Source organism: Rhizobium sp. Leaf384, assembly GCF_001424065.1.
GTDB lineage: Bacteria > Pseudomonadota > Alphaproteobacteria > Rhizobiales > Rhizobiaceae > Ferranicluibacter.
In genome coordinates, this window is record NZ_LMQE01000001.1 from 869,318 (window position 1) to 894,314 (window position 24,997).

Annotated in this window: 20 protein-coding genes and 1 riboswitch; of the genes, 11 read left to right on the forward strand and 9 right to left on the reverse strand. The window is 65.9% G+C overall.

Annotated elements, in window-relative coordinates:
* Positions 1-3: 3 nt before the first annotated feature.
* Positions 4-1,176, reverse strand: coding sequence for a thioesterase domain-containing protein (locus ASG25_RS04040; protein WP_062469518.1), 1,173 nt, complete (start codon positions 1,174-1,176; stop codon positions 4-6).
* Between the two features lie 289 nt (positions 1,177-1,465).
* Here ASG25_RS04040 and ASG25_RS04045 point away from each other — a divergent pair, with 289 nt between their 5' ends.
* From ASG25_RS04045 to ASG25_RS04060, 4 genes are all read left to right on the forward strand, one after another.
* Positions 1,466-2,824 (forward strand): APC family permease, encoded by a 1,359-nt coding sequence (locus ASG25_RS04045; protein WP_062469533.1) that lies wholly within the window; start codon positions 1,466-1,468, stop codon positions 2,822-2,824.
* A gap of 347 nt (positions 2,825-3,171) precedes the next feature.
* Positions 3,172-5,100: a 1-deoxy-D-xylulose-5-phosphate synthase gene (dxs, locus tag ASG25_RS04050; RefSeq protein ID WP_062469536.1), complete on the forward strand. Its 1,929-nt coding sequence runs from the start codon at positions 3,172-3,174 to the stop codon at positions 5,098-5,100.
* Positions 5,101-5,271: 171 nt separating this feature from the next.
* The gene (locus ASG25_RS04055; protein ID WP_062469540.1) at positions 5,272-6,087 is read left to right on the forward strand and encodes a TlyA family RNA methyltransferase; all 816 of its coding nucleotides are present in this window, start codon (positions 5,272-5,274) and stop codon (positions 6,085-6,087) included.
* Positions 6,084-7,334, forward strand: a complete 1,251-nt coding sequence (locus ASG25_RS04060; RefSeq protein ID WP_062469542.1) for a class I SAM-dependent RNA methyltransferase — start codon at positions 6,084-6,086, stop codon at positions 7,332-7,334. The genes ASG25_RS04055 and ASG25_RS04060 overlap by 4 nt, the downstream gene beginning before the upstream one ends.
* Before the next feature lie 115 nt (positions 7,335-7,449).
* On the opposite strand, the gene ASG25_RS04065 is transcribed toward ASG25_RS04060, so the two are convergent.
* Positions 7,450-8,202, reverse strand: a complete 753-nt coding sequence (locus tag ASG25_RS04065) for a crotonase/enoyl-CoA hydratase family protein (RefSeq protein WP_062469545.1) — start codon at positions 8,200-8,202, stop codon at positions 7,450-7,452.
* Positions 8,203-8,211: 9 nt separating this feature from the next.
* Positions 8,212-10,071, reverse strand: a complete 1,860-nt coding sequence (locus ASG25_RS04070) for an acyl-CoA dehydrogenase (RefSeq protein WP_062469549.1) — start codon at positions 10,069-10,071, stop codon at positions 8,212-8,214.
* A gap of 247 nt (positions 10,072-10,318) precedes the next feature.
* Between ASG25_RS04070 and ASG25_RS04080 the strand changes: the two genes are divergently transcribed.
* Complete coding sequence (locus ASG25_RS04080; RefSeq protein ID WP_062469556.1) at positions 10,319-11,311, forward strand: transporter; 993 nt, start codon at positions 10,319-10,321, stop codon at positions 11,309-11,311.
* A 91-nt stretch (positions 11,312-11,402) separates the two neighbouring features.
* On the opposite strand, the gene ASG25_RS04085 is transcribed toward ASG25_RS04080, so the two are convergent.
* On the reverse strand, positions 11,403-11,858 hold the full coding sequence (locus tag ASG25_RS04085) for a BA14K family protein (RefSeq protein WP_062469557.1): 456 nt from the start codon (positions 11,856-11,858) through the stop codon (positions 11,403-11,405).
* Between the two features lie 320 nt (positions 11,859-12,178).
* Between ASG25_RS04085 and ASG25_RS04090 the strand changes: the two genes are divergently transcribed.
* Positions 12,179-13,171, forward strand: a complete 993-nt coding sequence (locus tag ASG25_RS04090; RefSeq protein ID WP_062472117.1) for a GH25 family lysozyme — start codon at positions 12,179-12,181, stop codon at positions 13,169-13,171.
* A gap of 121 nt (positions 13,172-13,292) precedes the next feature.
* On the opposite strand, the gene ASG25_RS04095 is transcribed toward ASG25_RS04090, so the two are convergent.
* Complete coding sequence (locus ASG25_RS04095; protein ID WP_244479306.1) at positions 13,293-14,435, reverse strand: hybrid-cluster NAD(P)-dependent oxidoreductase; 1,143 nt, start codon at positions 14,433-14,435, stop codon at positions 13,293-13,295.
* 1 nt (position 14,436) lies between these two features.
* Positions 14,437-15,681: an aromatic ring-hydroxylating dioxygenase subunit alpha gene (locus ASG25_RS04100; protein WP_062469560.1), complete on the reverse strand. Its 1,245-nt coding sequence runs from the start codon at positions 15,679-15,681 to the stop codon at positions 14,437-14,439.
* 119 nt (positions 15,682-15,800) lie between these two features.
* Positions 15,801-15,989: riboswitch (cobalamin riboswitch) on the reverse strand.
* A 362-nt stretch (positions 15,990-16,351) separates the two neighbouring features.
* On the opposite strand from ASG25_RS04100, the gene ASG25_RS04105 reads away from it, so the two are divergent.
* The 3 genes from ASG25_RS04105 to ASG25_RS04115 all read left to right on the forward strand — a co-directional run bounded on the left by ASG25_RS04105 (position 16,352) and on the right by ASG25_RS04115 (position 19,478).
* The gene (locus ASG25_RS04105) at positions 16,352-16,948 is read left to right on the forward strand and encodes a DUF6656 family protein (protein WP_062472124.1); all 597 of its coding nucleotides are present in this window, start codon (positions 16,352-16,354) and stop codon (positions 16,946-16,948) included.
* A gap of 96 nt (positions 16,949-17,044) precedes the next feature.
* Positions 17,045-18,016, forward strand: coding sequence for an L-threonylcarbamoyladenylate synthase (locus ASG25_RS04110; protein ID WP_062469562.1), 972 nt, complete (start codon positions 17,045-17,047; stop codon positions 18,014-18,016).
* A gap of 28 nt (positions 18,017-18,044) precedes the next feature.
* Positions 18,045-19,478 carry an FAD-binding oxidoreductase gene (locus ASG25_RS04115; RefSeq protein ID WP_062469565.1) on the forward strand — a complete coding sequence of 478 codons (1,434 nt, stop codon included), beginning with the start codon at positions 18,045-18,047 and terminating at the stop codon, positions 19,476-19,478.
* An 86-nt stretch (positions 19,479-19,564) separates the two neighbouring features.
* Here the strand turns inward: ASG25_RS04115 and ASG25_RS04120 are convergent, their stop codons facing one another.
* On the reverse strand, positions 19,565-22,024 hold the full coding sequence (locus ASG25_RS04120; RefSeq protein ID WP_062469568.1) for a DUF1217 domain-containing protein: 2,460 nt from the start codon (positions 22,022-22,024) through the stop codon (positions 19,565-19,567).
* 324 nt (positions 22,025-22,348) lie between these two features.
* Here ASG25_RS04120 and ASG25_RS04125 point away from each other — a divergent pair, with 324 nt between their 5' ends.
* Together ASG25_RS04125 and ASG25_RS22575 are read left to right on the forward strand one after the other, a co-directional pair.
* Positions 22,349-22,915 carry a DUF6101 family protein gene (locus tag ASG25_RS04125; RefSeq protein WP_062469572.1) on the forward strand — a complete coding sequence of 189 codons (567 nt, stop codon included), beginning with the start codon at positions 22,349-22,351 and terminating at the stop codon, positions 22,913-22,915.
* Positions 22,916-23,091: 176 nt separating this feature from the next.
* On the forward strand, positions 23,092-23,253 hold the full coding sequence (locus ASG25_RS22575; protein ID WP_156379832.1) for a hypothetical protein: 162 nt from the start codon (positions 23,092-23,094) through the stop codon (positions 23,251-23,253).
* A 6-nt stretch (positions 23,254-23,259) separates the two neighbouring features.
* Here ASG25_RS22575 and ubiA read toward each other — a convergent pair whose 3' ends face one another.
* Positions 23,260-24,228, reverse strand: coding sequence for a 4-hydroxybenzoate octaprenyltransferase (gene ubiA / locus ASG25_RS04130; RefSeq protein ID WP_062469575.1), 969 nt, complete (start codon positions 24,226-24,228; stop codon positions 23,260-23,262).
* A 109-nt stretch (positions 24,229-24,337) separates the two neighbouring features.
* On the reverse strand, positions 24,338-24,766 hold the full coding sequence (locus tag ASG25_RS04135) for a CopD family protein (RefSeq protein ID WP_062469579.1): 429 nt from the start codon (positions 24,764-24,766) through the stop codon (positions 24,338-24,340).
* Positions 24,767-24,997: the final 231 nt, after the last annotated feature.

Here is a 24,997-nt window from a genome sequence, read left to right on the forward strand (position 1 = left end):
CGATCAGGCGGCGACGCTGCCCTCGTCCGCAGATGGCTGACGATCGGACGACGGCGCGTTGGCGGGCTGCAGATGCCGGTCCGTCAGGGCGGCGAGCTTGCGGGCGTTGCGCGCGACGATCATGCTGAGGTGATTGCCGGATGAGACGGTCCATGCGGCGTTCGGCAGATAGGGCTTCCAGATGCGCACGGCATCGCAATCGATCGGCGAGCCCGACGTCGAGGCGATGAACAGGAGCGGCCCGTCATAGATGCGCGGACGATACAGCCCCTTCATCTGCAGCAGCTGGCGGGCACGGGCATCATAGCCGGGCACGTAGTCGCCGGCCCATTGCGGCGCCCTTAACGGGTAGTCCGGCGTGCGCGGATCGGAAAAGCGAAAGAAAAACTGATGGCCCCGACGGGGCGGGCTGTGACGGAAGGCGGCCGCCGCCACGGCGTCGCGCAGGGACAGGCCGCCGCTATCGCGCGGCGTCTCGCAGGATGCCTCTGCGGAGCGCCGTCGACGCCGCATCCGTGCCGAGAGCTTGGCCAGCACCGAGCGCGCCTGGCGCATGACGGTCCGGCGCATCAGCCCGGCCCAGAGAGGCCAAGGCCAGCTGTGATCGTTCTGCGGCGGGTCGAGCAGCATCAGCGTGTCGATACCATCGCCTTCGGCCCGCAGCCGCCGCCCGAGCTCGAGCGCGAGCACGCCCCCGAACGAATAGCCGGCCAGCCGATACGGCCCCACCGGCTGGATCTCCTTCAGGGCGCGATAGGCCAGCGCGACCTCGTCGGCGACCTCCGGCGGATGGCTCGCCGGTCGGCCGAAATCCGTCAGCGTGATGCCGTAGATCGCACCGTCGAAGGCCATCGCATCCACGAGGTCCTGGGTTTCCAGGAAACAGTTGACGCCACCGGCAAACAGGAAGAGCGGACGCGCGCGGTCGCCGGCGCGCAGAAGGAGGATCTTGTCGTCCATCTGCAGACGATCCTGCGCGATGGCATCGACGATCGCGCGCGGCGTGCGATGACGGTAGAAGATGTTGACGTCGAGCTCGATGCCGGTCCTCAGCCAGAACAGCCGGATCAGCGCGAGCGCACGGTTGGCGTTCAGGCCCCGCTCCACCAGATCGTCGTCGTCGGCAATGGCGCTGCGCATCGTCTGCCGGCACAGGTCTGTCAGCGTCGTGAGCATCGCGATCGAACCCCGTTTACCTGCCGGACATCCGGCCACCGTTCGCGCCTGTCGCCGCGTCACACGGCCTGTTTATCCGGGAAGCCTTACGAAAACCTTGAATGCAGACGGTCTCGCCTGTCCGTCCCGCCTGCCCGCCCGCCTGCCCATCTCTGGCGAGTCGCGGCCGCCGATCATCACAACCCGCGCTCGCATTTCCAACAGGGCGCGGCGCAAGGATGCATCTTTCCTTCGCCGGCGGTCGAGCTATGTGTCTTGGCACAAGATCCAAGGGAGAAGGGGATTTTCGATGTCGGTTGAGGACAGACACGCGACGCAACCGGAACTGAAGCGCGTCATGGGGCCGGCGCTCCTGCTGCTCTTCATCATCGGCGATATCCTCGGCACGGGGATCTATGCGCTGACCGGACAGGTCGCGGGCAAGGTCGGCGGCATCGTCTGGCTTCCGTTCCTTATCGCCTTCGCGGTCGCGCTGCTCACGGCCTTCAGCTATCTCGAGCTCGTGACGAAGTATCCGAAGGCGGCCGGGGCAGCGCTCTACACGCACAAGGCCTTCGGCGTCCATTTCCTGACCTTCATCGTCGCGTTTGCCGTGATGTCGTCGGGCATCACCTCGGCGTCCACGGCCGCGCGGGCGTTTTCGGCCAATTTCACCGCGGCGCTCGGGCTCGACGTCGGCAACGCCATGGTCGTCCTGATCGCAGTCCTGTTTCTCGGGCTGGTCGCCGCCATCAATTTCCGCGGCGTCGGCGAGAGCGTGAAGCTCAATGTCGGCCTGACGATGATCGAGCTCACCGGCCTGCTGATCATCATCGGCGTCGGCTTCTGGGCGATCTTTCACGGCCAGGGCGACGTATCGCGCATCACGACGTTCACGCCGGCCGGCGACAGCAGCGTGTTCTGGTCGGTCATCGGTGCGACGACGCTCGCCTTCTTCGCCATGGTGGGGTTCGAGGATTCGGTCAACATGGCGGAGGAATGCAAGGATCCGAGCCGGATCTTTCCGAAGGTCCTGCTGACCGGCCTGCTCATCACCGGCCTCATCTATGTCCTCGTCTCCATCGCCGCCATCACGCTGGTGCCGGCTGCCGAGCTCAGCGAAGGCGAGACGCCGCTCCTGAAAGTGATCCAGGCGGGGGCGCCCGGCTTTCCGCTCAGCATCTTCGGCGTGATCACCATGCTCGCGGTCGCCAATTCCGCGCTGATCAACATGATGATGGCGAGCCGGCTGCTCTACGGCATGGCGCGGGAAGACGTCATCCCCGCCGTTCTCGGCCGCGTGCATCACGGACGCCAGACGCCCTACATCGCCATCGGCTTTACCACCCTTCTGGCCGTCGGCCTGCTCGTCTTTGCGGGCGGCGTGCCCCAGCTTGGCGGCACCACGGCGCTGTTGCTGCTCGGCGTCTTCGCCATCGTCAACGTCGCCGTCCTGGTGCTGCGCAAGGACACGGTCGCCCATCCGCACTTCCGCATCCCCACGGTCTTTCCCGTTTTGGGCGCGCTGACCTGCACCTTCCTCGCCGGTCCCTGGACCGGACGCGACCCGGTTCAGTATCTCATCGCCGGCGTCCTTCTGGCCATCGGCGTCGTGCTCTGGCTTGCCACCGTCGGCATCATGCGCCGGACGCAGGCCGCACGCGCTTGACGAACAGCGCGCTGACGCGGTGCACGGGTGCCGTGCACCGGGGCGAGACGGAGAGGCGCATATGCATCGCGCACCGAACTTTCGGGCGCGAAGTTTGTTGTAGGATCGAGACGGGGGTTCCGGTATCCTTCCCGGCACGCCTGACGCAGATTCGGGAGCGGAGAGGACGGACGATCCGCCCCGCTGCAGGGCCTTTCGGACACGTCCAGCAGGCAGGCTTTCACGTCCCGCTCCTGTGCAGGACGTGCAGCGACAGGCTTTTGCAATTCCCGCAAATTGCGATTAAGAGGCCTTTTTGCGAATGATTTCCATCGCGGCCCTTCAATGACCGCGGGTATGAGGACAGCGTGACCCAACCGAACACCCCGCCGTCGACGCCGCTTCTCGACAAGGTCAACCTACCCCGGGACCTCAAGGCCATCGACGACAAGGATCTGCCGCAGCTCGCCGGAGAACTGCGGGCAGAAATGATCGATGCGGTGTCGCGGACGGGCGGCCACCTCGGGGCCGGCCTCGGCGTGGTCGAGCTGACGATCGCCATCCACAAGGTGTTCGACACGCCGCACGACCGGCTGATCTTCGATGTCGGCCATCAGTGCTACCCCCACAAGATTTTGACCGGACGCCGGGACCGCATCCGCACGCTGCGTCAGGAAAGCGGCCTGTCGGGCTTCACCCGCCGGGCGGAGAGCCCCTACGATCCCTTCGGCGCCGCCCATTCCTCCACCTCCATTTCCGCCGGCCTCGGCATGGCGGTCGCCTCGGAGCTCCAGGGCGTGAAGCGCAACGTCATCTCCGTCATCGGCGACGGGGCGATGTCGGCCGGGATGGCCTACGAGGCCCTGAACAATGCCGGCGCGCTGGACGCCCGGCTGATCGTCATTCTCAACGACAACGACATGTCGATCGCGCCGCCGACCGGCGCCATGAGCGCCTATCTGGCGCGTCTGGCCTCCGGCCGGACCTATATGGGGTTCCGGGAACTGGGCAAGAAGCTGACGGCCTATCTCGGCAAGTCGGTCGACCGCGCCATTACCCGCGCGGTGGAGCATGCCCGCGGCTACGTGACCGGCGGCACGCTGTTTGAGGAAATGGGGTTCTACCATATCGGGCCGATCGACGGGCACTCGTTCGAGCACCTGCTGCCGGTGCTGCGCAACGTGCGCGACAATGCCCACGGTCCGGTGCTGATCCACGTGGTCACCCAGAAGGGCAAGGGCTACGCGCCGGCGGAAGCTGCGGCCGACAAGTATCACGGCGTCAACACTTTCGACGTCATCACCGGCGCGCAGGCGAAGGCCAAGCCCAATGCGCCCTCCTACACGGCCGTCTTTGCCGAAGCGCTGGTGCAGGAAGCCAACGAGGACGAGCGGATCGTCGCCGTGACCGCCGCCATGCCGGCCGGCACCGGGCTCGACAAGTTCGCGCTCGCCCATCCCTCCCGCATCTTCGACGTCGGCATCGCCGAGCAGCATGCTGTCACCTTCGCAGCCGGGCTTGCGACCGAAGGGTTGAAGCCGTTCGCGGCGCTCTATTCCACCTTTCTGCAGCGCGGCTACGACCAGGTGGTGCACGACGTGGCGATCCAGGGCCTGCCCGTGCGTTTCCCGATTGATCGCGCCGGCTTCGTCGGCGCCGACGGACCGACGCATGCCGGCTCGTTCGACACGACCTATCTTGCCGCCCTGCCCGGCTTCGTGGTGATGGCAGCCGCCGACGAGGCGGAACTGAAGCATATGGTGCGCACCGCCGCTGCCTATGACGAGGGTCCGATTTCCTTCCGCTACCCGCGCGGCGAAGGCGTCGGCATCGACATGCCGGTTCGGGGCGAAATCCTCGAGATCGGCCGTGGCCGCATCGTCAAGGAAGGCACCAAGGTTGCGCTCCTTTCCTTCGGGACGCGGCTTGCGGACTGCCTGCTGGCTGCCGAGGATCTCGACGCTGCCGGGCTCTCCACCACGGTGGCCGATGCGCGCTTTGCCAAGCCGCTCGACCACGACCTGATCCGGCGGCTCGCGCGCGAGCACGAAGTCCTGATCACCATCGAGGAAGGATCGGTCGGCGGCTTCGGCAGCCACGTGCTCCAGTTCCTCGCGCTCGAGGGGCTGATGGACGCCGGCCTGAAGGTGCGCCCGATGGTGCTGCCGGATATCTGGATGGAACAGATGAAGCAGGACGCCATGTATGCCCAGGCGGGCCTCGACCGGGCCGGCATCGTGTCGACCGTGTTTCGCGCGCTCGGCCAGAAGCGCGTCGGCCGCGGCGCTGCGAGCTGATTTCCGACGCTTCGGGCGACGCCGCGGAGCCGCCGCAAGCTAAAGCGTCTTGTTTTGATGCATGGCGTTTCCCGAAACCGCTGCACGCGTTCGGGCGACAGGCATGAGGCTTTGCCCCCGGATCGCGCAAAAGGCTTGTCAGCCGCGCGCTGACGCGCCATGACATGCGCCATGTCAAACGAACCGAAAACCACCGTCCGCCTCGACCAGCTCGTTCTCAACCTCGGGCTCGTCGCCAGCCGGTCGCGCGCACGCGACGCGGTGCAGCGCGGAACCGTGCGGGTGAACGGCCGTGTCGTCACCAAGCCGAGCTCCACCTTTCCCGAGGATGTGACGATCGAGATCGACGATCCGGTCCAGGCCTATGTGTCGCGCGCCGCCTTGAAGCTGAAGGCCGGGCTCGACCATTTCGCGCTGTCGCCGGAGGGACTGGACTGCCTGGATATCGGCGCGTCCACCGGCGGCTTTACCGAGGTGCTGCTGCATGCGGGCGCCGCCCATGTCATTTCGGTGGATGTCGGCCATGGCCAGTTCCATCCGCGGCTTGCGGCCGATCCGCGCGTGACCAACATCGAAGGCTTGAATGCACGCGTTCTCGACGAGGAGCATCTGGAGGATCGCGAGATCGGCATGGTCGTGTCCGACGTGTCCTTCATCTCGCTGAAGCTCGCCTTGCCCCCGGCGCTCGACCTTGCGGTGCCCGGCGCCCTGTGCCTGCTTCTGGTCAAGCCGCAGTTCGAAGCCGGCCGCGACTTCGTCAGCAAAGCGGGGCTTCTCAAGGACCCCTCGACCGCGCCGGAGGTTGCCGCCGAGCTGGAGCGCTGGCTGGTGGAGGAGATGGGCTGGGAAAGCCTCGGCCTGATCCCCTCCCCGATCGCCGGCGGCGACGGCAACGAGGAGTTCCTGCTCGCCGGCCGCAAGCCGCTGGACGACGATGCCGACGCTGATGCCGAGACGGACGACGACGCGGCAGAGGAAACGGCATGAGCGCGGAAACCGCGACCATCGAGCGCCTCGGCCTGCAGGGCGACGGCATCGTTGCTTCCGAGACCGGGCCGGTCTTCGTGCCCTTTACCCTGCCCGGCGAACGGGTGACGCTGGCCGTCAACAAGCAGCAGGGCACCGTGATGTCGCTGCTCGCGCCCTCGCCCGACCGTGTTGCGCCCGCCTGCCGGCATTTCGGACCGGAGGGCGAGAACGGCACCTGCGGCGGCTGCACGTTGCAGCATGCCGGCGACGACCTCTATCACGCGTTCAAGCGGCAGATCGTCGTCGACGCCCTGCGCTCGCGCGGCATCGAGACGGAGGTCGCACCGCTCGTGATCGCCCGCCCCGGCGAACGCCGACGCACGGTCTTCACCGCGCGGCGCACCGAAAAGGAGCTGCTGCTCGGCTACAACCAGGCGGAAAGCCACCATATCGTCGCCATTACGGAATGTCCCATCGCCAGCCCCGGCATCGTGTCGCGGCTGGCAACGATCCGCATCGTCGCGGCAGCGCTTGCGGCCAGTGCCGAGCCGTTCCGCATCACCGTGCTGGAGACGGCGGCCGGGCTTGATCTGGCCGCAGACGGCATCAAGGCGCTGTCCGACAGGCACCGCCAGCAGGCGATCGAAGCCGTGCTCAAGCTGCGCGGCATCGCCCGGCTCGCCGTCAACGGCGAGACGATCGTGGAACCGCTGAAGCCGCTTCTCACCTTCGACGGCATCGCGGTCTCGCCGCCGCCCGGCGGCTTTGCGCAGGCGAGTGCGGTTGCCGAAGCGGCGATGGCGGAGCTGGTGCTGGCGCACCTCGGAAAGGCCAAGCGTATTGCGGATCTCTTTGCGGGGACCGGCACCTTTGCCCTGCGCATGGCGCGAAAGGGCCGCGTGCATGCGGTGGAAAGCGAGGACAAGGCGCTGAAGGCGCTCGATTTCGCCGCCCGCAACACGCAGGGACTGAAGCCCGTCAGCATCGAGAAGCGCGACCTTTTCCGCCGGCCGATGATGACCTCGGAACTGAAGGTCTACGACGCCGTCGTCTTCGATCCGCCGCGTGCGGGAGCCGAGGCGCAATGCCGCGAACTGGCGCGCTCGACGGTGAAGACCGTTGTCGCCGTGTCCTGCAACCCGCAGACGCTGGCGCGCGATCTCGCGATCCTCATCGAAGGCGGGTATCGCGTCACCACCGTTACCCCGGTCGACCAGTTTCTCTGGTCAGCCCATGTCGAAGCCGTGGCAACGCTGACCCGCTGAGACCTGTCGACCTTTTCGCCATCGTGCGCCCGTGCCCATGTGCCCGTGCCCGTGCCCCTGCGCCCGTGCCCGTGCCCGTGCGCCGCGCTCCCGATGGTCGCGCCTGGGGTGTTCGTCAGCGCCGCGCGAGAAAAGCCATGAACGCGGCCTGCGCCTCGGCGCTTTTCAGACGGGCGGCGAAATGCTCCGCCTCGATGTCGATGCGCGCAAGGATTTCCGTGCTGTCGCCGCGCAGGAGCTGCCGGGCGATGCGTAGCGCCTGCGGCGGCTTGGCTGCGAGCAGCGCGGCGGCGGCGAGCGTTTCCTGTTCCAGCATTTCCGGCGCGACGGCCTTCCAGACAAGCCCGGCGGCGACGGCCTCTTCGGCCGCGATCGGCAGGCCGGCGGCGAGCAGCGCAAAGGCGCGCTGGTGGCCGACAATCCGGGGAACGAGCAGGCTGGATGCGGCTTCCGGGACAAGAGCCAGATCCACGAACGGGGTCCGCAGCTGGGTCCGGGTCGACACGACGGTCAGGTCGCAATGGAGATGGAGCGTCGTGCCGATGCCGATCGCAAGGCCATCGACGCCGGAGACGAGCGGTTTTTGCGCCGTTGCCAGCGCGCGCAGGAAGCCCAGGACCTCCGCGCCCAGGGTGTTGCTCATGGCCATCTGCGCGAAATCGGCCATGTCGTTGCCGGCGGAGAAACAGCCGGGCGTCCCGAGGAACACGATCACGCGCACCTCGTCCTCCGCCTCGGCCGCCGCCAGCGCATCGGTCATCGCCAGATACATGGCGCGCGTGATCGCGTTCTTCTTTTCCGGACGATGAAGACGGATGACGCGGACGGCGGTATCCGGTCGCTCAATGAGGATGGTCTCGTCGGTCATGGCGGGATCTCAGTTCAGCGCGATGCGCGCAGCCGCGAGGCTGTCGGCGCCGTGAAGAATGGCATCGGCCAGAAAGGCGGTTTCACCGAGCAGGTTTTCGGCAAAGAACCGCGCCAGCGCGACACGCTGCGCCTGGCGACCGTCCTCGGCGTCGCTGGCCGCGCCCTTGGCGAGAAGCAGGCCGGAGAGAACCAGCCCGAACAGGCGCTGATAGGCCGTGGCGCCGGCGAGCGCCGCTGCCGGGCGCCCGGCCGCCAGTTCGGACAAGAGCCATGTCGTCGCCTCGGACAGGGTGCCGACGGCCGCGCCGAGACGCGACGCCGTCGTGCCCCAGGGGCCGTCGACGTCCGTTGGCAGGGCGTCTATCGTGGCCTGGAGTTCGGCAATGAGACCGCGCACATGGGCACCGTCGCCGAGCGGCAGCTTGCGTGTGACGAGATCGATGGCCTGGATGCCGTTGGTGCCTTCGTAGATCGGGGCGATGCGCGCATCGCGCAGCAGGCGCGCGGCTCCGGTCTCCTCGACGAAGCCCATGCCGCCATGGACCTGGATCCCGAGCGAGGCAACCTCGACGCCCACATCGGTCGGAAAGGATTTGGCGATCGGGGTCAGAAGCGCCGCGCGATCCTGCCAGTGGCGTTTTCCGGCTTGGTCGTGCCCACCCTGGCTGACACCGCTCGTACTGGCACCGGTCTCACTGGCACGGGTCTCACTGGCACCAGTCTCACTCGCACGGGTCTCATCCGCATGGGCACCGGCCTGATGGGCGCGGTCGACCGCTTCGGCGCAGAGATAGGTGATCGCCCGTGCCCCCTGGGTCAGCGCCTTCATCGTCAACAGCGTGCGGGCGATATCGGGATGGTCGATGATCGGGCTTGCCGTGGCCGAACCCGGAGCCTTGCCCTGCCGACGTTCACGCGCGTAGGCGAGCGCGGCCTGCGTGGCGGCTTCGGCCATGGCGACGCCCTGGGCGCCCACCGCGAGCCGGGCATTGTTCATCATGGTGAACATGCAGGCGAGCCCGCGGTTTTCCTCGCCGATCAGATAGCCGATGGCCCCGGCTTCCGCGCCGAAACGGCCGTCGCCATAGATCATCGTGCAGGTCGGCGAGGCGTGAATGCCGAGCTTCTCCTCGATCGAGTGGCAGAAGAGGTCGTTGCGCGCACCGAGGCTGCCATCTTCGTTCAGGAGGAATTTCGGAACGAGGAACAGCGAGATGCCGCGCGTTCCCTCGGGCGCATCGGCAAGGCGGGCGAGGACGAGATGAACGATGTTGTCGGTGAAGTCGTGCTCGCCCCAGGTGATGTAGATCTTCTGCCCGAAAATCCGGTAGGTGCCATCGTCGCGGCGTTCGGCGCGCGTGCGCAGCGTGGCCAGATCCGAGCCGGCATGGGGTTCGGTGAGGTTCATCGTGCCGGTCCATTCGCCGGAGACCATCTTCGGCAGGAAGCGGGCCTTCAGGCTGTCCGATCCGTGGGTGGCCAGCGCCTCGGCCGCGCCGGCCGTGAGCATCGGCGCGAGCGCGAACGCCATCGAGCCGCCGTTCCAGATTTCCATGGCGGCGATCTGCAGACGGTGTGGCAGGCCCTGCCCGCCGATCTCCACCGGTGCAGCAAGCCCGTTCCAGCCGGCGGCGGCCCAGGCGCGGTAGATCTCCGGCCAGCCGGTCGGCGAGCGGACCTCGCCGTTTGAAAGCCGCGAGCCTTCCTTGTCGCCGCGTGCCGCAGCCGGCGCGATCGTCGCATCGCAGAAGCGCCCTGCCTCCGTTATCACGGCATCGGCGATGTCGGCATCGACGGATGCATCGCCCTCGAGACCGGCGATGTGCTTGAGGGTGAACAGAATGTCGTCCACGGGCGATGTGTACATGAAAGCCTCCTGCCGTTGCCGGCGCCTGCTCGTCGTCTCCCGCGCCGGTCGTCAAATTATTGATTTTTACGTAAACGTCAACTGTTGACATGCCCCGACGCGTGCCGGGAGGTCGGCGGCGTGCACGACCTCCCGCACCGATCTCCGGACGTCCTTGCCCTGCAGCCGCCCCGCCCCGATGGTCCCGTGCAACAAAACTGTCACAGAAGCGCGATACAGCACGGTCCCGGCTGCCGGATACTCTGTCATGAACCTCGTATCGCCTGAAATTCCCGGCCTCGTCTGGGCCTATCGCTTCCGCCCGGGACAAAGCCGGGGCGAGCGCATTTCCGCCGATGCGCCCCTTGCGGCGTTGACGGACGGCGACGGCTGGCTCTGGCTGCACCTTGCCCTCAGCGACGCGCGCACGCCGGCGCTTATCGCGAAGATCTGCGACCTGCCGCCGGATGCCGTGGCCACCCTGTCGAGCCATGACACGCAGGCCGCGATCACCACCGACGAAGCGATGGTGCATGGCACGCTGGTGGATTTTGAGCGCACCTTCGACCAGATGACGAAGACGATCGGCTGGCTGCACTTCGCCGTAACGGACAGGGTGATCGTCACCACGCGGCTGCACCCGCTGCGCAGCATCGACCGCGTCAAGGCGGCCATCGAGAAGAACCCACGCTGCCTGCGCCCGATCGACCTGTTCGAGATGATGGTCATCGAATTCCAGCGGACGCTGATCGGCCTCGTTCTCGAGTTGACCGAGGAACTGAACGTTATCGAGGACGAGGTCTATGGCGAGGCGGGGCACAACGACCAGCCGCGACTGGCCCCTCTGCGCCGCACCGCCGTGCGGCTGCACCGCCATCTGCGAACGTTGCTCGCGCTCCTGCGCCGGGCGGCGGCCTCCGACGACGACGAGGTTCCCACAGGCTTCATCGACGTTGCCGAACGCCTGACCGATAGGCTGGAGACGGTGGATCGCGATGTCTTCGCGCTTCAGGAACGCGCCCGGCTGCTGCACGAGGAGATCGACAGCAAGCTCTCGTCGGAGACCAATCGCCACCTCTACATTCTCTCGCTGATGACGGCCTTCCTGCTGCCGCCGACGCTCGTGACCGGCTTTTTCGGCATGAACACCAGCGATCTGCCGCTGGCCGGCGGGGTTCACGGCACGCTGTTTGCCGGCGTCTTCATCATCATGTCCATGGCGTTCGCCTGGACGATCCTCAAGCGGATCGGCATTCTCTGAGCGATGACCCTTGCGACATGAAAAAGGCACCGGTCAACCGGTGCCTTTCCCTGCTCGGATCGAGATCCGGCAAATTAATCGAACGACCAGATCAATAGGGCGAATTGCACTGGCGGCGCGGACCACTGTTGGGCTGATAGGTGTTGTCGTAGGCGCGATACGACCGGTAGCGGTTCTGGCACCAGGCAACATGGCTGCCGCCGACGCGGGCGGGGCGATCGTTTGCTACGGCACCGCCGATGATGGCGCCTGTCGCGAAGGCTGCCAGCGGGAACCAGACGCCGTTGTACTCGCGGTAGCCACGGCGACGTTCGCGGTAGCCGCGATGGCCGTTGTAATAATAGGCGTTGTTCCGGCGGTGGAAGCCACGGCGGCGCCAGTCGTCGCGATCACGGTTGCGATACTGCACCGGCTCTGCGGCATTGGCCGTCTGTACGGGCTTCTGGACCGGGATCGGCACCATGGCCTGAACGGGCACGAACGAGGTGATGAAAAGCGCTGCGGAAAGGCCGGCGGCCGACAGGAGCTTGGCGTTGAAGAGACCCATTGTTTCCTCCTTGATGGTTTTATCGAACGACCGGGCGGGCCACGGTATCCGCTGGCCAGTTAACGGGCGATGCCGCTCTTGGTTCCGCGCCAGCGCCACGGAAGCACCACGCAAGCGCCACGGAAACACTGGGGAAGCACTGGGGAAGCACTCGGGAAGCACTCGGGAAGCACTGGGGAAGCACCGGGGAAGCGGCAGGGCGTTGGGCGCGGTTAACGGCCCGTTAACCATGTAGGCGCAGCATTGCGTCCATGCCGATCACCGCCAAACCCCTTGCCGGCGCGCTTCAGCCGTCCCATGCCGGGCCCGTCGTCACCTTCATGGCCGGCCTCGCGCTCGCGTTCGGCAGCCTCTTTCTTCCGCAATCGGCGCTTGCGGTCGATCTGGAGCCGTGGAAGACGCCGGAGCCGGCGCTCGTCATCGACGCCTACGAACTCAACATCATCGACTGGCAGGACATGCTGAAGGACAAGCGGATCGCCGGTTTCGTGTCCAAGGCGTCCGACGGCTTGCCGGAAAGTTTTTCCTGCACAGGCGATCACAAGGGCGACAGCGTCGCGCACTGCAAGACGATGTGGCGGAAATATGCGGTGAGCCGCGAACTCTACCAGACCCGTCGCATGGTGGCGCGGGCGAGCGGCCTTCTCTGGGGCGCCTATCATCTGGCCCGACCGGGCAATCCGATCGAGCAGGCCAACCATTTTCTCGACTATGCCGAACCCGCCGCCGACGAGCTGATGGTGCTCGACATCGAGGGCATCGATCCGGAAAACTTCATGTCGCTCGAGGACGGAGAGATCTTCGCACGGCACATCAAGACCCGCACCGGGCGCTATCCGATGCTCTACACCAACCATACGACGGCGCGCCACATCGCCGACAATCGCGCGCAGTACCCGATCCTTTCGCGTCTGCCGCTCTGGTATGCCCGCTACAAGCCCGGCATCCGCGATGTGTTTCCCATGGGCAACTGGGACAACTACGCGCTCTGGCAGTTCTCCTCCGGCGCCAACTGCAACAAGCGCCGCTGTCCCTATCGCGTGGAAGGAACCCTGCCGGACATCGACGTCAATGTCGCGCCGATGAATGCGGAACGGCTGAAGGCGGAATGGGCCAAGGGCGACCTGTTGCCGGAGAAGCCCCTGCCGGCGCAGCCGGATCCCGCCATTCCCGTCCTCGATCCGCCTGTCGTGACGCTGGTTGCCGCCAACGGCGCACGTCCCGTCTGCATCGGCACGCAGGCCGCCCTCGGCGTGGACACGATGACGACCTCCGCGATCGCGGCGCGCGGCGCGCGCATCGCTTCGCGATAGCGCTTCCGAGCGTGGCCGGTTCTGGCTGGCTTGTCCTCGCCAACACCGTCAGCGGTCTATTGCCCGGCCGGTTGCCCGACCGGTTCAATGAATCGGCTGCCCGCAGGCCCGGATCGGCGGTTCACGCCTCGATCTGCACGTCCGTCAGCGGGCGGGAGCAGCAGGCGAGGATGTAGCCCTCCTCGACTTCCTCGTCGAGAATGCCGCCATTGTGGTTCATCTCGACCTCGCCGGAAATCTTCATGACGCGGCAGGTGCCGCAGAGCCCGCCCTCGCAGGCGGCGCCGATGCGCACGCCGGCGGCACGGGCGGTCTGGAGCACGGTCTGGCCGGGCACGCATTTGGCTTCCTTGCCGGCCATGGTGAAGGTCACCGTGGGCGCGACGATCGGCTGGTCGCCGCCGATCTCGCCGGTCCCCTCGCCTGCCCCGGCGCGGACCGCAAGCTCGTCGACATTCGGCGCCGCGGCGGGCTGAAAGCTTTCCTCGTGATAGCGCGCCATGTCGAAGCCTGCGGCCTGCAACATGTCGCGCACGCCGCGCATGAACGGCTCGGGCCCGCAGCAGAACACCGTGCGCGTCAGGAAGTCGGGCGCGAGCAGCGCCACCTTGGCGGCATCGATGCGACCGCGCAGGCCATGCCAGCCATGGCGGGGCTCGTGGCCTTCCACGACGAAGCCGAGCGACAGGTTCGGCATGCCGGCGGCCATGGTCTCCAGCTCGCGCCGGAAGAGAAGATCATCGGGGCGGCGGGCGCAGGAGACGAAGGCCACGTCGGTCTGCGGCGCGCAATCGGAAAACCAGCGCGTCATCGACATCATCGGCGTGATGCCGGAGCCGGCCGACACGAACAGGTATTTCTCGCCGGGATAGCGCACGAAGGAGAAATCGCCGAGCGGACCGAACGCCCGCAGCGTCATGCCGGGACGCAGATTGTCGAACATCCAGCGCGTGCCGATGGATGACGCCTGGGCCTTGACCGTGACGGCCACGGAGAACGGGCGCGACGGCGTCGAGGACAGCGTGTAGGTCCGCATCACCGGATCATCCGGCGTGACCGGAATTTCGAGCGTGACGAACTGGCCCGGCAGATAACGGAACCAGCCGTCGCGATCCGACTTGAACACGAAGGTCATGACGTCGGGGGCCTCGAGCGTCACCGACATGCACTGCAGCAGGTGCTGCCGGTCGTTCCAGGGCTGGAGTTCGTCGAAATGACGGAACGGCGAGACGATCCCCGTTCCCTGAACCATGCCGTCGCTCATGTCAGGCCACGCGCACGAGCGGCGCGTGAACGCCGGTCAGGCGGTTCTGCATGAACTGCGTGTACCACTCGACGAACTGCATGACGCCGCCTTCGTGCTCGGGCGAATAGGGACCGGGCTCATAGGCCGGCGAGCGGATGCCGAAGGCGTTTTCCTCGACGATGCGCCGGTCCTGGTCGTTCGTCTCGGTCCAGACATGCGTCAGTTCGTCGAGCGTGTAATCGACGCCCTCGACCGCATCCTTGTGCACCAGCCACTTGGTGGTGACCTGGGTCAGTTCGGGGCCGAGCGGCAGCACGCGGAAGGTGATGGCATGGTCGGCCAGCACGTGGTTCCAGGTGCTCGGGTAATGGAACAGGAGCAGCGTCCCGATATGGCTCTGGGTGACCGTGTCGGACAGGCGGCGCTTGACGGCGCGGGCACCGGACATGGTGTAGCTTTCGGCATCCTGGATCAACGGCATGCGGGCGACGCGGAACTGGCCGGTCGGATCGATGCGGAATTCGCTCGGCAGGCCGGCGGCCTCACAGCGGCTCCAGTGCTCGGAGATCACCGGATCGTCCTTGGCGCCCTGCACGCCGGTCGCCGACGGGGCTTCGGGATAGGTCCGGCAGAGCTCCGGGTGGTTGCTGGCGCAGTGATAGCACTCGCGGTTGTTTTCCCAGACGAGCTTCCAGTTGCCCTTCTCCACGATGGTGCTCTCGAAGGCGACCTTCGTGTCCTTCAGATTGTGCGGCGTGAGGTATGCGGCGACCATGTCGCGCACGGGCTGAAAGTCCATCGGCTCGGCCGCCAGGCTGATGAAGATGTAACCGCCGATGCTTTCGCAGGCGACCGGCTTCAGCCCATGGGCGGACTTGTCGAAATCCTCGCCCATCTGGCGGGCGAACATCAGCTTGCCGTCCAGCTCGTAGGTCCACTGGTGATAGGGACAGACGAGCTTGGCCGAAGCGCCCTTGGCCTGGGTGCAGACGCGCGAGCCGCGGTGGCGGCAGGCATTGTGGAGCGCATGGATCGCGCCCTGCCGGTCGCGGGTGACGACCACGGGATAATCGCCGACCTGCACCGTGAAATAATTGCCGGCCTTGGGGATCTCGCAGTCATGGCCGATGAACAGCCAGTCCTTGTACCAGATCTCTTCCAGATCCAGCCGGTAGAGATCGGGATCCGTGTAGAACGCCTGCTCGAGGCTGTGGGTCTCGCGCCGGTTCCGGAGCGTGCGGAGCACTTCGCTGCGAAAATCCATCTTCCCGTTCCTTTAAACGACGGACCCCGCTGCGGGGCCGTATTCAGAGCCGGTCCGGAGACAAGGCGATCGCGCCTGCATTCCCGGATCCCCGCCACACCAGACATTCCACATCACACGCAGTCACATCGGCGCAAGACAGGTGTCCGGGCTCAGGAGCCTTGGCCATGCCGACCGCGGAAGGTGCGCCCTCCGCAGGATCTGCCGGCCTGTGCTCCACCACCGTTGCGGGCGCAGCGCCGGGTTTCGACCGGCTTCCCAATTTGTCCGGATCCTTGTGAACCAGCGCCTTGAGCCTCTCTATCTAACGCCGCGTCGCGCGATTTCAGAGGCCAAGAAGCGACACGCGATTTGAGAATGACGACACGCCTTGCCGGCGCCATTTTTCGGCATCTTCAAGCCGATCCTCTAACAACTCGCCAATCCTTTAACACCTCCGGGACGATGCGAAGGCACCCTTCCGAGGGCGCCTTGTCCGAAGGGCGAAGGCCTGCAGCCGCAAGCCTGTTTGCGACATCGCCAAGAAACGGCGCTTGGCCCTCAGCCGCCGGGCGCTTGGCCCTCGGCCGCCGGGCGCTTCGCGCTTCTCACCGGCCGATCACGCAAGCCTCGCGCCATGGCGGAACCGTAGAAGCGGTGAAAAGGAAGATCACCGATGCTGGACCAGACCATGGCCAACCTGCGCTACTTCGATGATGCGATAAAGCCGCCCCCGGAAAACCGCGGCGGCATCTATACCGACTATCTCCGCACCGGACGCATCAACCGCGGGACGACGGACGCGCGCACGGCCAAGCGCTACCTGACACACCAGCATGTGGCGGAACGCACCGGACGCAGGCTGGAGGCCGCCGGCACGCTGGCCTATGACCGCATCAACGGCTTCCATGCGTCCATCCGCTTTCCCAAGATGATCTTTCACCGCACGCTCGATGGCAGCCCGCATCTCGGCTACTGCCACGTGACGGCGGCGCGCTCCAAGTTCGCGGAGTACGACGAGGTCCGATGGTCCTTCTACATGGCCAACTTCTTCTGCGAGATCGGCAAGGACGACCATTTCTTCGATGACGTGCGCCGTGGCTATTCGCGCATGTACTTCGCCGTCGCAACCGATCTCGATCGCGAGCAGGGCAAGCTCGTGATCAACCGGACCGTCCGCGATGGCGGCCTTCTCTTTCGCACCCAGGACCCGAAGACGGCCCTGAAGAACGTGCTGATGCTGGGAGCCCGCAACGACGCCCTGCGGGCGATCATCCGCGCACTCTGAACCCTTTTTCGCCGGCCGGTCGCGCAAAAACTGCTGCACAGTCCCGCGCGACATGGTTTAAGACTGCCGTCTGATCGGACGGAAGCGCGAAGCGGCATGGCAGACATCATCGAGACGACACGGGACCGGGAACGGGCGCTGGAACGCGCGATCGCGGTGCTTTGCGCCGGCCGGCCGATCGCCCTGCCGACCGAGACCGTCTACGGGCTTGCAGCCGACGCCACCCGGGGCGATGCGATCGCCTCGATCTACGAGGTCAAAGGCCGCCCGCGCTTCAACCCCCTGATTTCCCACGTCTGCGACATGGAGATGGCCGAGCGTCATGGCGCGTTCGATCCCGTCTCGCTGCGCCTTGCGGAGGCCTTCTGGCCGGGGCCCTTGACGCTGGTCGTTGCGCGGGCGCCCGGCAGTGCGGTGCATGCGCTGGCAACGGCCGGGCTCGACACGCTGGGCCTGCGCATGCCGGCGGGCTTTGCGCGCGAGGTCATCGCAGCCTTCGGACAGCCGCTGGCCGCACCGAGCGCCAATACGTCCGGGCGTATCAGCCCGACGACGGCCGCGCATGTGGCCGACGATCTCGGCGCGGCCATCGACCTCATCCTCGACGCCGGACCGGCGGGCATCGGGCTCGAATCGACCATCGTCAAGGTGGAGGCCGGCCGGTTGCGCCTGCTGCGGCCGGGCGGGCTGGAGGCCGGAGAGATCGAGGCTGTGGCCGGGCAGCCGCTGCTGCGCCCGGACGCGGCCGGTGCCGCCGTCGAAGCCCCGGGCATGCTCGCCTCGCATTATGCCCCCGGCGCGGCCGTGCGGCTGGATGCGACCGACGTGCGTCCGGGCGAAGCCCTGATCCGTTTCGGCGGTACGGCGCTTCCCGGTGAAGACAAGGCCGCCATCGTGCTCGACCTCAGCCCGTCGGGCAACCTCAGGGAGGCAGCGGCCCGTCTCTTTTCCTATATGAAGCAGGCAGACGCCACCGGCGCCCGGACCATCGCCTTTTCCCCCATGCCCACAGAGGGCCTGGGCGAGGCCATTCGCGACCGGCTGGAACGGGCGGCCGCACCCCGCTGAGACGCAACCCCATTTTGAAAGTGCCGCCATGCCGAACGCCGTTCCATCGCCCGACCTCATCCAGCGCTTCGTCGCTCTCGCCGGCGGCCATGCCGAGGTGGGGGCCGATGTCGAGGACCGCTATCTCGTCGAGACGCGCGGGCTCTATCGCGGGACAACGCCGGCCGTGCTGAAGCCCGGCAGCGTTGCGGAGGTTTCGGCGATCCTGAAGCTCGCCAGCGAAACCGGCGTCGCGATCGTGCCGCAGGCCGGCAATACCGGCCATGTCGCAGGGCAGATCCCGCGCACGGGCGCCGCCGACATGCTCCTGTCGCTCGAACGGATGAACCGCATCCGCGACGTCGATCCCGTCGGCAACGTCATCGTGGCGGATGCGGGCTGCATTCTGGCCGATATCCAGGCGGCGGCCGACGGGGTGGGCCGGCTGTTCCCGCTGTCGCTCGGCTCGGAAGGCTCCTGCCGGATCGGCGGCAACCTTTCAACCAATGCCGGGGGAACGGCCGTTTTGGCCTATGGCAACATGCGCCAGCTCTGCCTCGGGCTGGAGGTGGTGCTGCCGACCGGCGAGATCTGGGACGGGCTGCGGCGGCTGAAGAAGGACAATACCGGCTACGACCTGCGCGACCTCTTCATCGGGGCCGAGGGCACGCTCGGCGTCATCACCGGAGCGGTGCTGCGGCTGTTTCCCAAACCGCTCGGGCACGAGGTGGCCCTGGTCGGGCTGCGCACCGTCGAGGATGCCCTTGCGCTGTTCGAGCGGGCGTCCACGCTCTGCGGGCAGACGCTGACCGGGTTCGAGCTGATGCCGCGCATCGGCATCACGTTTTCGATGCGCAACATTCCCGGCGTGACGGATCCGATGGCGACGGTTCATCCCTGGTACGTGCTGATCGACATCTCGAGTTCCGACAGCGCGGAGAGCGCGCAGCGGACGATGGAAACGCTCCTCTCGGCGGCGATCGAGGACGGCTTAGCGGACGACGCCGTCGTCGCCTCCAGCGAGGCGCAGCGCAAGGCGCTCTGGTACATGCGCGAAAGCCTGTCGCTCGCCCAGCGGCCCGAAGGCGGCTCGATCAAGCACGACGTGTCGGTGCCCATCGCCAGCATTCCCGCCTTCATGGCAGAGGCCGACGCCGCGGTGATGGCGGCCGTGCCCGGCGCGCGGATCTGTTCCTTCGGCCATATGGGCGACGGCAATATCCACTACAACATCTCGCAGCCCGTGGGCGCGGACAAGCAGGCCTTTCTCGATCGCTGGCGGGAGATGAACGCCATCGTGCACGGCATCGTGCTTTCGCATTCCGGTTCGATTTCCGCCGAGCATGGCATCGGCCAGCTGAAACGCGACGAACTGGCGGAGGTGCGGCACGGCATCGAGATCGAGCTGATGCAGCGGATCAAGCATGCCTTCGACCCCGCCGGCATCATGAATCCCGGCAAGGTGCTGCAGATCAGGCCCTGAAGCGGTGGGGCCTGAAGCGAAAGCCCCTCAACAACCGGTCCTGAACAACGGGATCTGGGGCAAGACTTCCGCCGTCAGGCCGCTGGTCAGCCGCCCCTGCGCAACTGCGCGATGGCAAGGAGCGAGTCGCCGCTGATGCCGCCGCTGCCGGCCGACGAATTGAAGATCGCAAGCGCCGGGGACGTGTTCGTGTCGTTCTGCAGGTCATAGAGCGCGGTAAACCGCTTCATGAGCTTTTCGAGCTTCTCCGGATCGTGGAGGTCCTTCACATCGAGGACGCGCTTGATGTAGTCGGCCTGGACGTCGACGTCGGCGCTGCTCATCTCTTCCGGGATGCTGAAGGTCGTGCGCACCACCTGCATCAGCGGCGTATCCGCCAGGATGTCGTAGACGGAGCCGATGCCCGACGCCATGCGGCGGAAATAGAGCGCAAGGCGGACGCCTTCGTTGTCCTCGCCCGTCTGCTGCTCCAGCGTCTGGTTGAGGTAGAGGTCCTGCGTTTCCAGAAGGCCGCGGCGGGTCTGGATCTGGTTGTCCTGCGGACGCACCGTCTTGCCGGTCTTGTCGAAATTGAAGGAGGCGACCAGCTCGCGGTAGCGCGGGTCGGCCTCGGTGTTGATCAGGCTCTTCGGATCGGCAAGATCCGACGTGAAGACCTTCTTCAGATAGTCCTTCGGCACGGTCTTCGGATCGATGCCGGTGGCGACCAAGATGAAATCCGTCATGCGTTTGTTGCCCAGGAGATCGTCGAGCGTGCCGACCTTCTCCATTTCGGACGCATAGTATTTCGCCTCGGCCGTCGCGTCCGTCTTGTCCTTCGCCGTGCCGAACTGGCTCTTGGCCACCACATAGGCCTTGGAGATCTGCAGGATTTCGGACTGCGACTGGGCCAGCTTCGGCGCGCCGATCTTGCCGTCGGTCTTGAAGTTGAAGGCATTGGTCAGCTTGACGTAGCGGTCGTCCTTCAGCGTGTTCACGTAGCTCTTCGGATCGTTCACGTCGCTGGTGAGGATCAGGCGCAGCTCGCGCACGGTTTTGCCCTCGTTTTCGACGCCGAAGGCCGAGAGCGCAAGCTGCAGGGCCTGCGGATTGGCAAGCAGGGTGTCGACCTTGTCGACCTTGCCGATCACGGCCTTGTAGGACGAGATCAGTTTTTCGTCGGCCGCATCCGCCACGTCGTTGTAACGGTTCATGTAGTTGGCCGAGGCCGCCTCCTTCTGCGCGTCGGTCTGCGGCTTTTCGCCAGCGTTCAGCGTTCCGTCCGGCTTGAAGTTGAAACCCGCCGCCAGTTGCTTGTAGGCGGCATTGTATTCGGCACCGGTCGTATTGGCATAGCTCGTGGGATCGTCGAGATCGCTCGTGATGATGGCCTTCAGCACCGTGGAGGCGGTCGCGCGCGGAATGCCGTAGGCGGTGATGATGAAGGCGCGCATGCGGCTGTCGGCCAGAAGGTCGGTCGCGGTGGCGAAATCGTTGACGTGCGCCTCGAAGTAATCCTTGTTGATCACGGCCCCGGTTCCGGTCAGCCGCGGCGCGGAGGCGAAATAGAGCTCGCGCATCGATGCCTTGTCGCTGTCGCCCACCAGCGGCCCCGAGGCCGGCGCCGTCCCATCGGGATTGAACTTGAAGGCCGTTGCCATCGCTTTGAGATTGGTGGCGAGCGCGCCCGCATATTCCAGCTGTGCATACTCGTTGGAGAGCAGCGAAACATTGGTGGCGGTCTGGGACATCGGCGGAAGCTGCGCATCGAGCGCGTTGAAGATGGCCTCCTGCTCGGCGATCTTCGCCTGAATGGCCGTCTGGTCCGCGCCCGGCTGGGAGAGGCTGTTCGTCAGGGTCGCGATCTGCGCGGCGGCGTTGGAACGCGCATCGTATTTCGCGATCGTGTCCTGGATCTCGGCCCCCCGGCCCGACAGGCTGGCGCTTGCGGTCTCTTGCAGCGTGTTGATGTAGCTTGCGGGATCGTTGACGTCGCTTGTCAGCGCCTGACGCACGCTTGCAAAGTCGTAACTGTCCGGATTGAGGCCGAACAGCGGGAAGGCATAGTCGCGCAGGCGGTCGTTCTGGAGGAACTGGTCGACCGTCTTGACGTTGCCGTCCATCGTCATTGCATTGAAATAGTTCACCTCGACATTCATCGCGCTGTCGGCGTTGGCGATGTTGGCGTTGTAGAGGCCGATCACCGCGTCTTCCTGCGCGCTGGTCTGCGCCACGGTGGCGGACTTGTCGAAGCTGAAGGCCATCGCGAAATTGCGGTAGCGATCGTCGGTCAGCTGGTTGGCGTAGCTCTTGTCGTCATTGAGGTCGCTTTCCAGCACCTTCTTCATGAAGGCCTTGGCATAGGTCATGTCCTCGAGGCCATGCGCCTTCATGGCGTATGCGTACAGCCGGTAGTCGCTGAGGAAGGCGTCGACCGTCGTGACCTTGCCGATATTGTCCTTGTAGTACTGGGTGTCGCGCTCGACGACCTTCTGCTGGGAGACGCGGTTGATGCTCTCCTTCATGTCGCGAACAATGAGATTGTAGTCGAGATAGGTCGATGACATCTGCCGCCCTGTCGCTTGCCCAACCCGCAGGCTTCGCGCGCGCGGAAAGCGCGCGGCGGCAGGCTGCGGCCATGTCGCTCCACCATGCCGGCGGCTGCTTGCGCGAGGCTTTTATTGTCGAAAATGCACGGACAGACGTTGACGTCTTTTAAACCGTAAAGGCTCGACTTTTGCTAACCATCGGGGAATGCAAAGTTTTTTAACCGCGAATTTTAAGCGCTCTCAAACAGCCGGCGCCTATGTTGGCATCATAGAAGACGAAAACGTCTCGATGAGAAAAGACCGGAAACCGGCTCTCACAGGTGAAACAAGGGCGAAAAGACCATGCTGAAAACCGTTTCTCAACCCGCTTGGGTCGACACTGCACTGCGGCTCGATCCGAAGCGTTTCCCGCAACATGCAAGCTATGCACTGCCGGGCACACGGAGCAATGTGACGATCAGCCTCGACGAACGCGGCGCCGTCATGCGCAAGGTTCTCCCGTCGAGCGGCCTGCCGCTTTCCATCGCGCTGCCGGCGCGGGCCTTCAAGGGCGTCGCCGCCCGCGCCATCGACCATGGCGACGGCGAAGTGACGGTGACGCTGGAACTGCATCATGACGATCCGGAACTCTGCGTCCCGCTGCTCGTCGCCCACGATCTCTCCGACATCGCGGCCGACTGGCGCGCCTGGTCGGAAGCCTATCGCATTCCCATGCTGATGGTGGAAGCCGACGGGGTCGCCCGGCCGCTCGACAATCATCTCGGCGAGGTGAAGACCCATGCGATCGTCCCGCGCCGCCGCCATTCGCTCCATGCCAAGCGCCGTCCGCGTTTCCTGATGCGCCGCACGACCGGCAGCCTCGGCGTGGTCATGAAGATCGACGGATCCGAAATCATCGCGCGGCGCTGATCGCCCGGCTCCATACCGTTCTCTCCTCCAGTGCAAAAAGTCGGCCGTTCCCTGCGGCCGGCTTTTTGTTTGTGGAGAGCCCCGAGGCCCTTGTCGGAACAATCCGGGCCGCGACCTGTTGCCCGAGATCGATTGCTCGAGACCCATTGCTCGGGAACGCCAACGAGGACAGGCCCATGACACGCGACACGACATCATCCGAGACCGCAGCGACGACGCCGAAGACCGAGGCGGAGCGCGAAAACCTCCTGAAGGAAGCCGACCAGAATCGCGTCGACAGCGACGACGGCGAAGACCAGGTCATTCCGGATCCGGCCAACGACTGGCCGGCGGCTTGATCCGGCTTAAGGAGAGAGAATCCATCGCAGCAGGAAGGCCGAGGCCAGACCTGCGAAGATGATCAGCCCGACCGCGCCGTTGAAGCGGAACAGGATCATGCATTGCCCGGCATCGTGGATGTCGAGCACGAGGATCTGGTAGAACAGCAGGACGGCGGCGGCGGCGAGCGCGAGATAGGCGAGCGCGCCGGCGCCGGCGAGTGCGAAGGACAGCACCAAAAGGACGAGGGTCAGGCCGTAAAGCGCCACGAGCCAAGGCTTCGGACGTTCGCCGAAGCGCCGCGCCGTCGAGCGGACGCCCACGAGTTCGTCATCCTCCCGATCCTGATAGGCATAGATCGTATCGTAGCCGACCGTCCAGGCGATGGCGGCGAGATAGAGAAGGACGGGGGCCGCCGACAGACGGCCGAACTCCGCCGCCCACCCCATGACCGCACCCCAGGAAAAGGCCATGCCGAGGAAGAATTGCGGCCAATCGGTAAAGCGCTTGGCAAAGGGGTAGATGGCGACGAAGCCGAGCGAGAGAAGGCCGAGAACGATCGTAAACAGATTGAACTGCAGCAGGACGACAAGCCCCACCAGCCCCTGCAGCGCCATGAAGAGCTTTGCATCGCGGCGCGACACCCGGCCGGAGGGCAGCGGGCGCGACCGGGTGCGGGCGACGGCCCTGTCGATCGTCTCGTCGACAATGTCGTTATAGGTGCAGCCGGCACCGCGCATGGCGACCGCACCGACGAAAAACAGCGCGAGATGGATGCAGAGGCGACCGACGGACGCCGTTCCCTCGAGGGCGGCCGTGTTGGCGGCGAGCGCCGCCGACCAGAAGCATGGCCACATCAGGAGCTGCCAGCCGATCGGCCTGTCCCACCGCGCAAGCTGCGCATAGGGCCAGAGCGCGCGCGGCAGGACGCGATAGACCCAGTTGGTCGACGGCGCATCGAAGACGCGCCCGCTGTCGGAAGGCAGTGTGTTCATGCGCTCCTGTTTGCCGTCTCCCCCCGGTCCGGTCAAGGCGCATCGACCTTACGCCGGGCCGGCACGCGATCGGTCAGGCGACATGGAGTTTAGGATCGGGACCGTCGGTTCAGAACGGCTTGACGATCACGAGAAGCACGATGACCAGCATGATCACGAGCACGATTGCGCCGGAATAGCGGGCATAGGCCGGCGGGCGGCGGTTGGGATCGGCGGCGGTGCGGCGCAAAGCCCCGGACAGCATGCCGTGCAGCGCGGAGAGAACGACGACCAGCAGCAGCTTTGCGTGGAGCCAGGGCGCCGTGAACCAGTCGCCCTGCCAGGCCGCGAGGATCCCGAGCAGCCAGGTCAGGCCCATCGCCGGCGAGGTCACGCGCCCATCCCAGCGCTTGACCGACGCGATGACCGCGGTCTCGCGGTCGGTGCGCGGACATTGCGCCCGTGCCAGCCAGAGATGGATCGCCGAGAGAAGAACCATGCCGCCCATCCAGGCGACCATGCTGGCCACATGGAAGGATTTGATCAATAGATAGGTCAAGGCGATGTCTCCTCGCTGGCGCCGTCGAAACCCGGATCGGTTCGACGGTCATGATTGATGCATTCGCAACGTTCCGGCAAGTGTCGGGCCGTCGCCATTGCCACGGGTCTACAGGAAACGTGGCGTCTGGCGAACAGGCTTTCGCCGGAGCCGCGCCAAAGCCGGGCCAAAGCCGCGCCAAGGGCGGCACGCGGCGGGCTGCGACTGCCCGTGACCGACGGCCGACGCCCT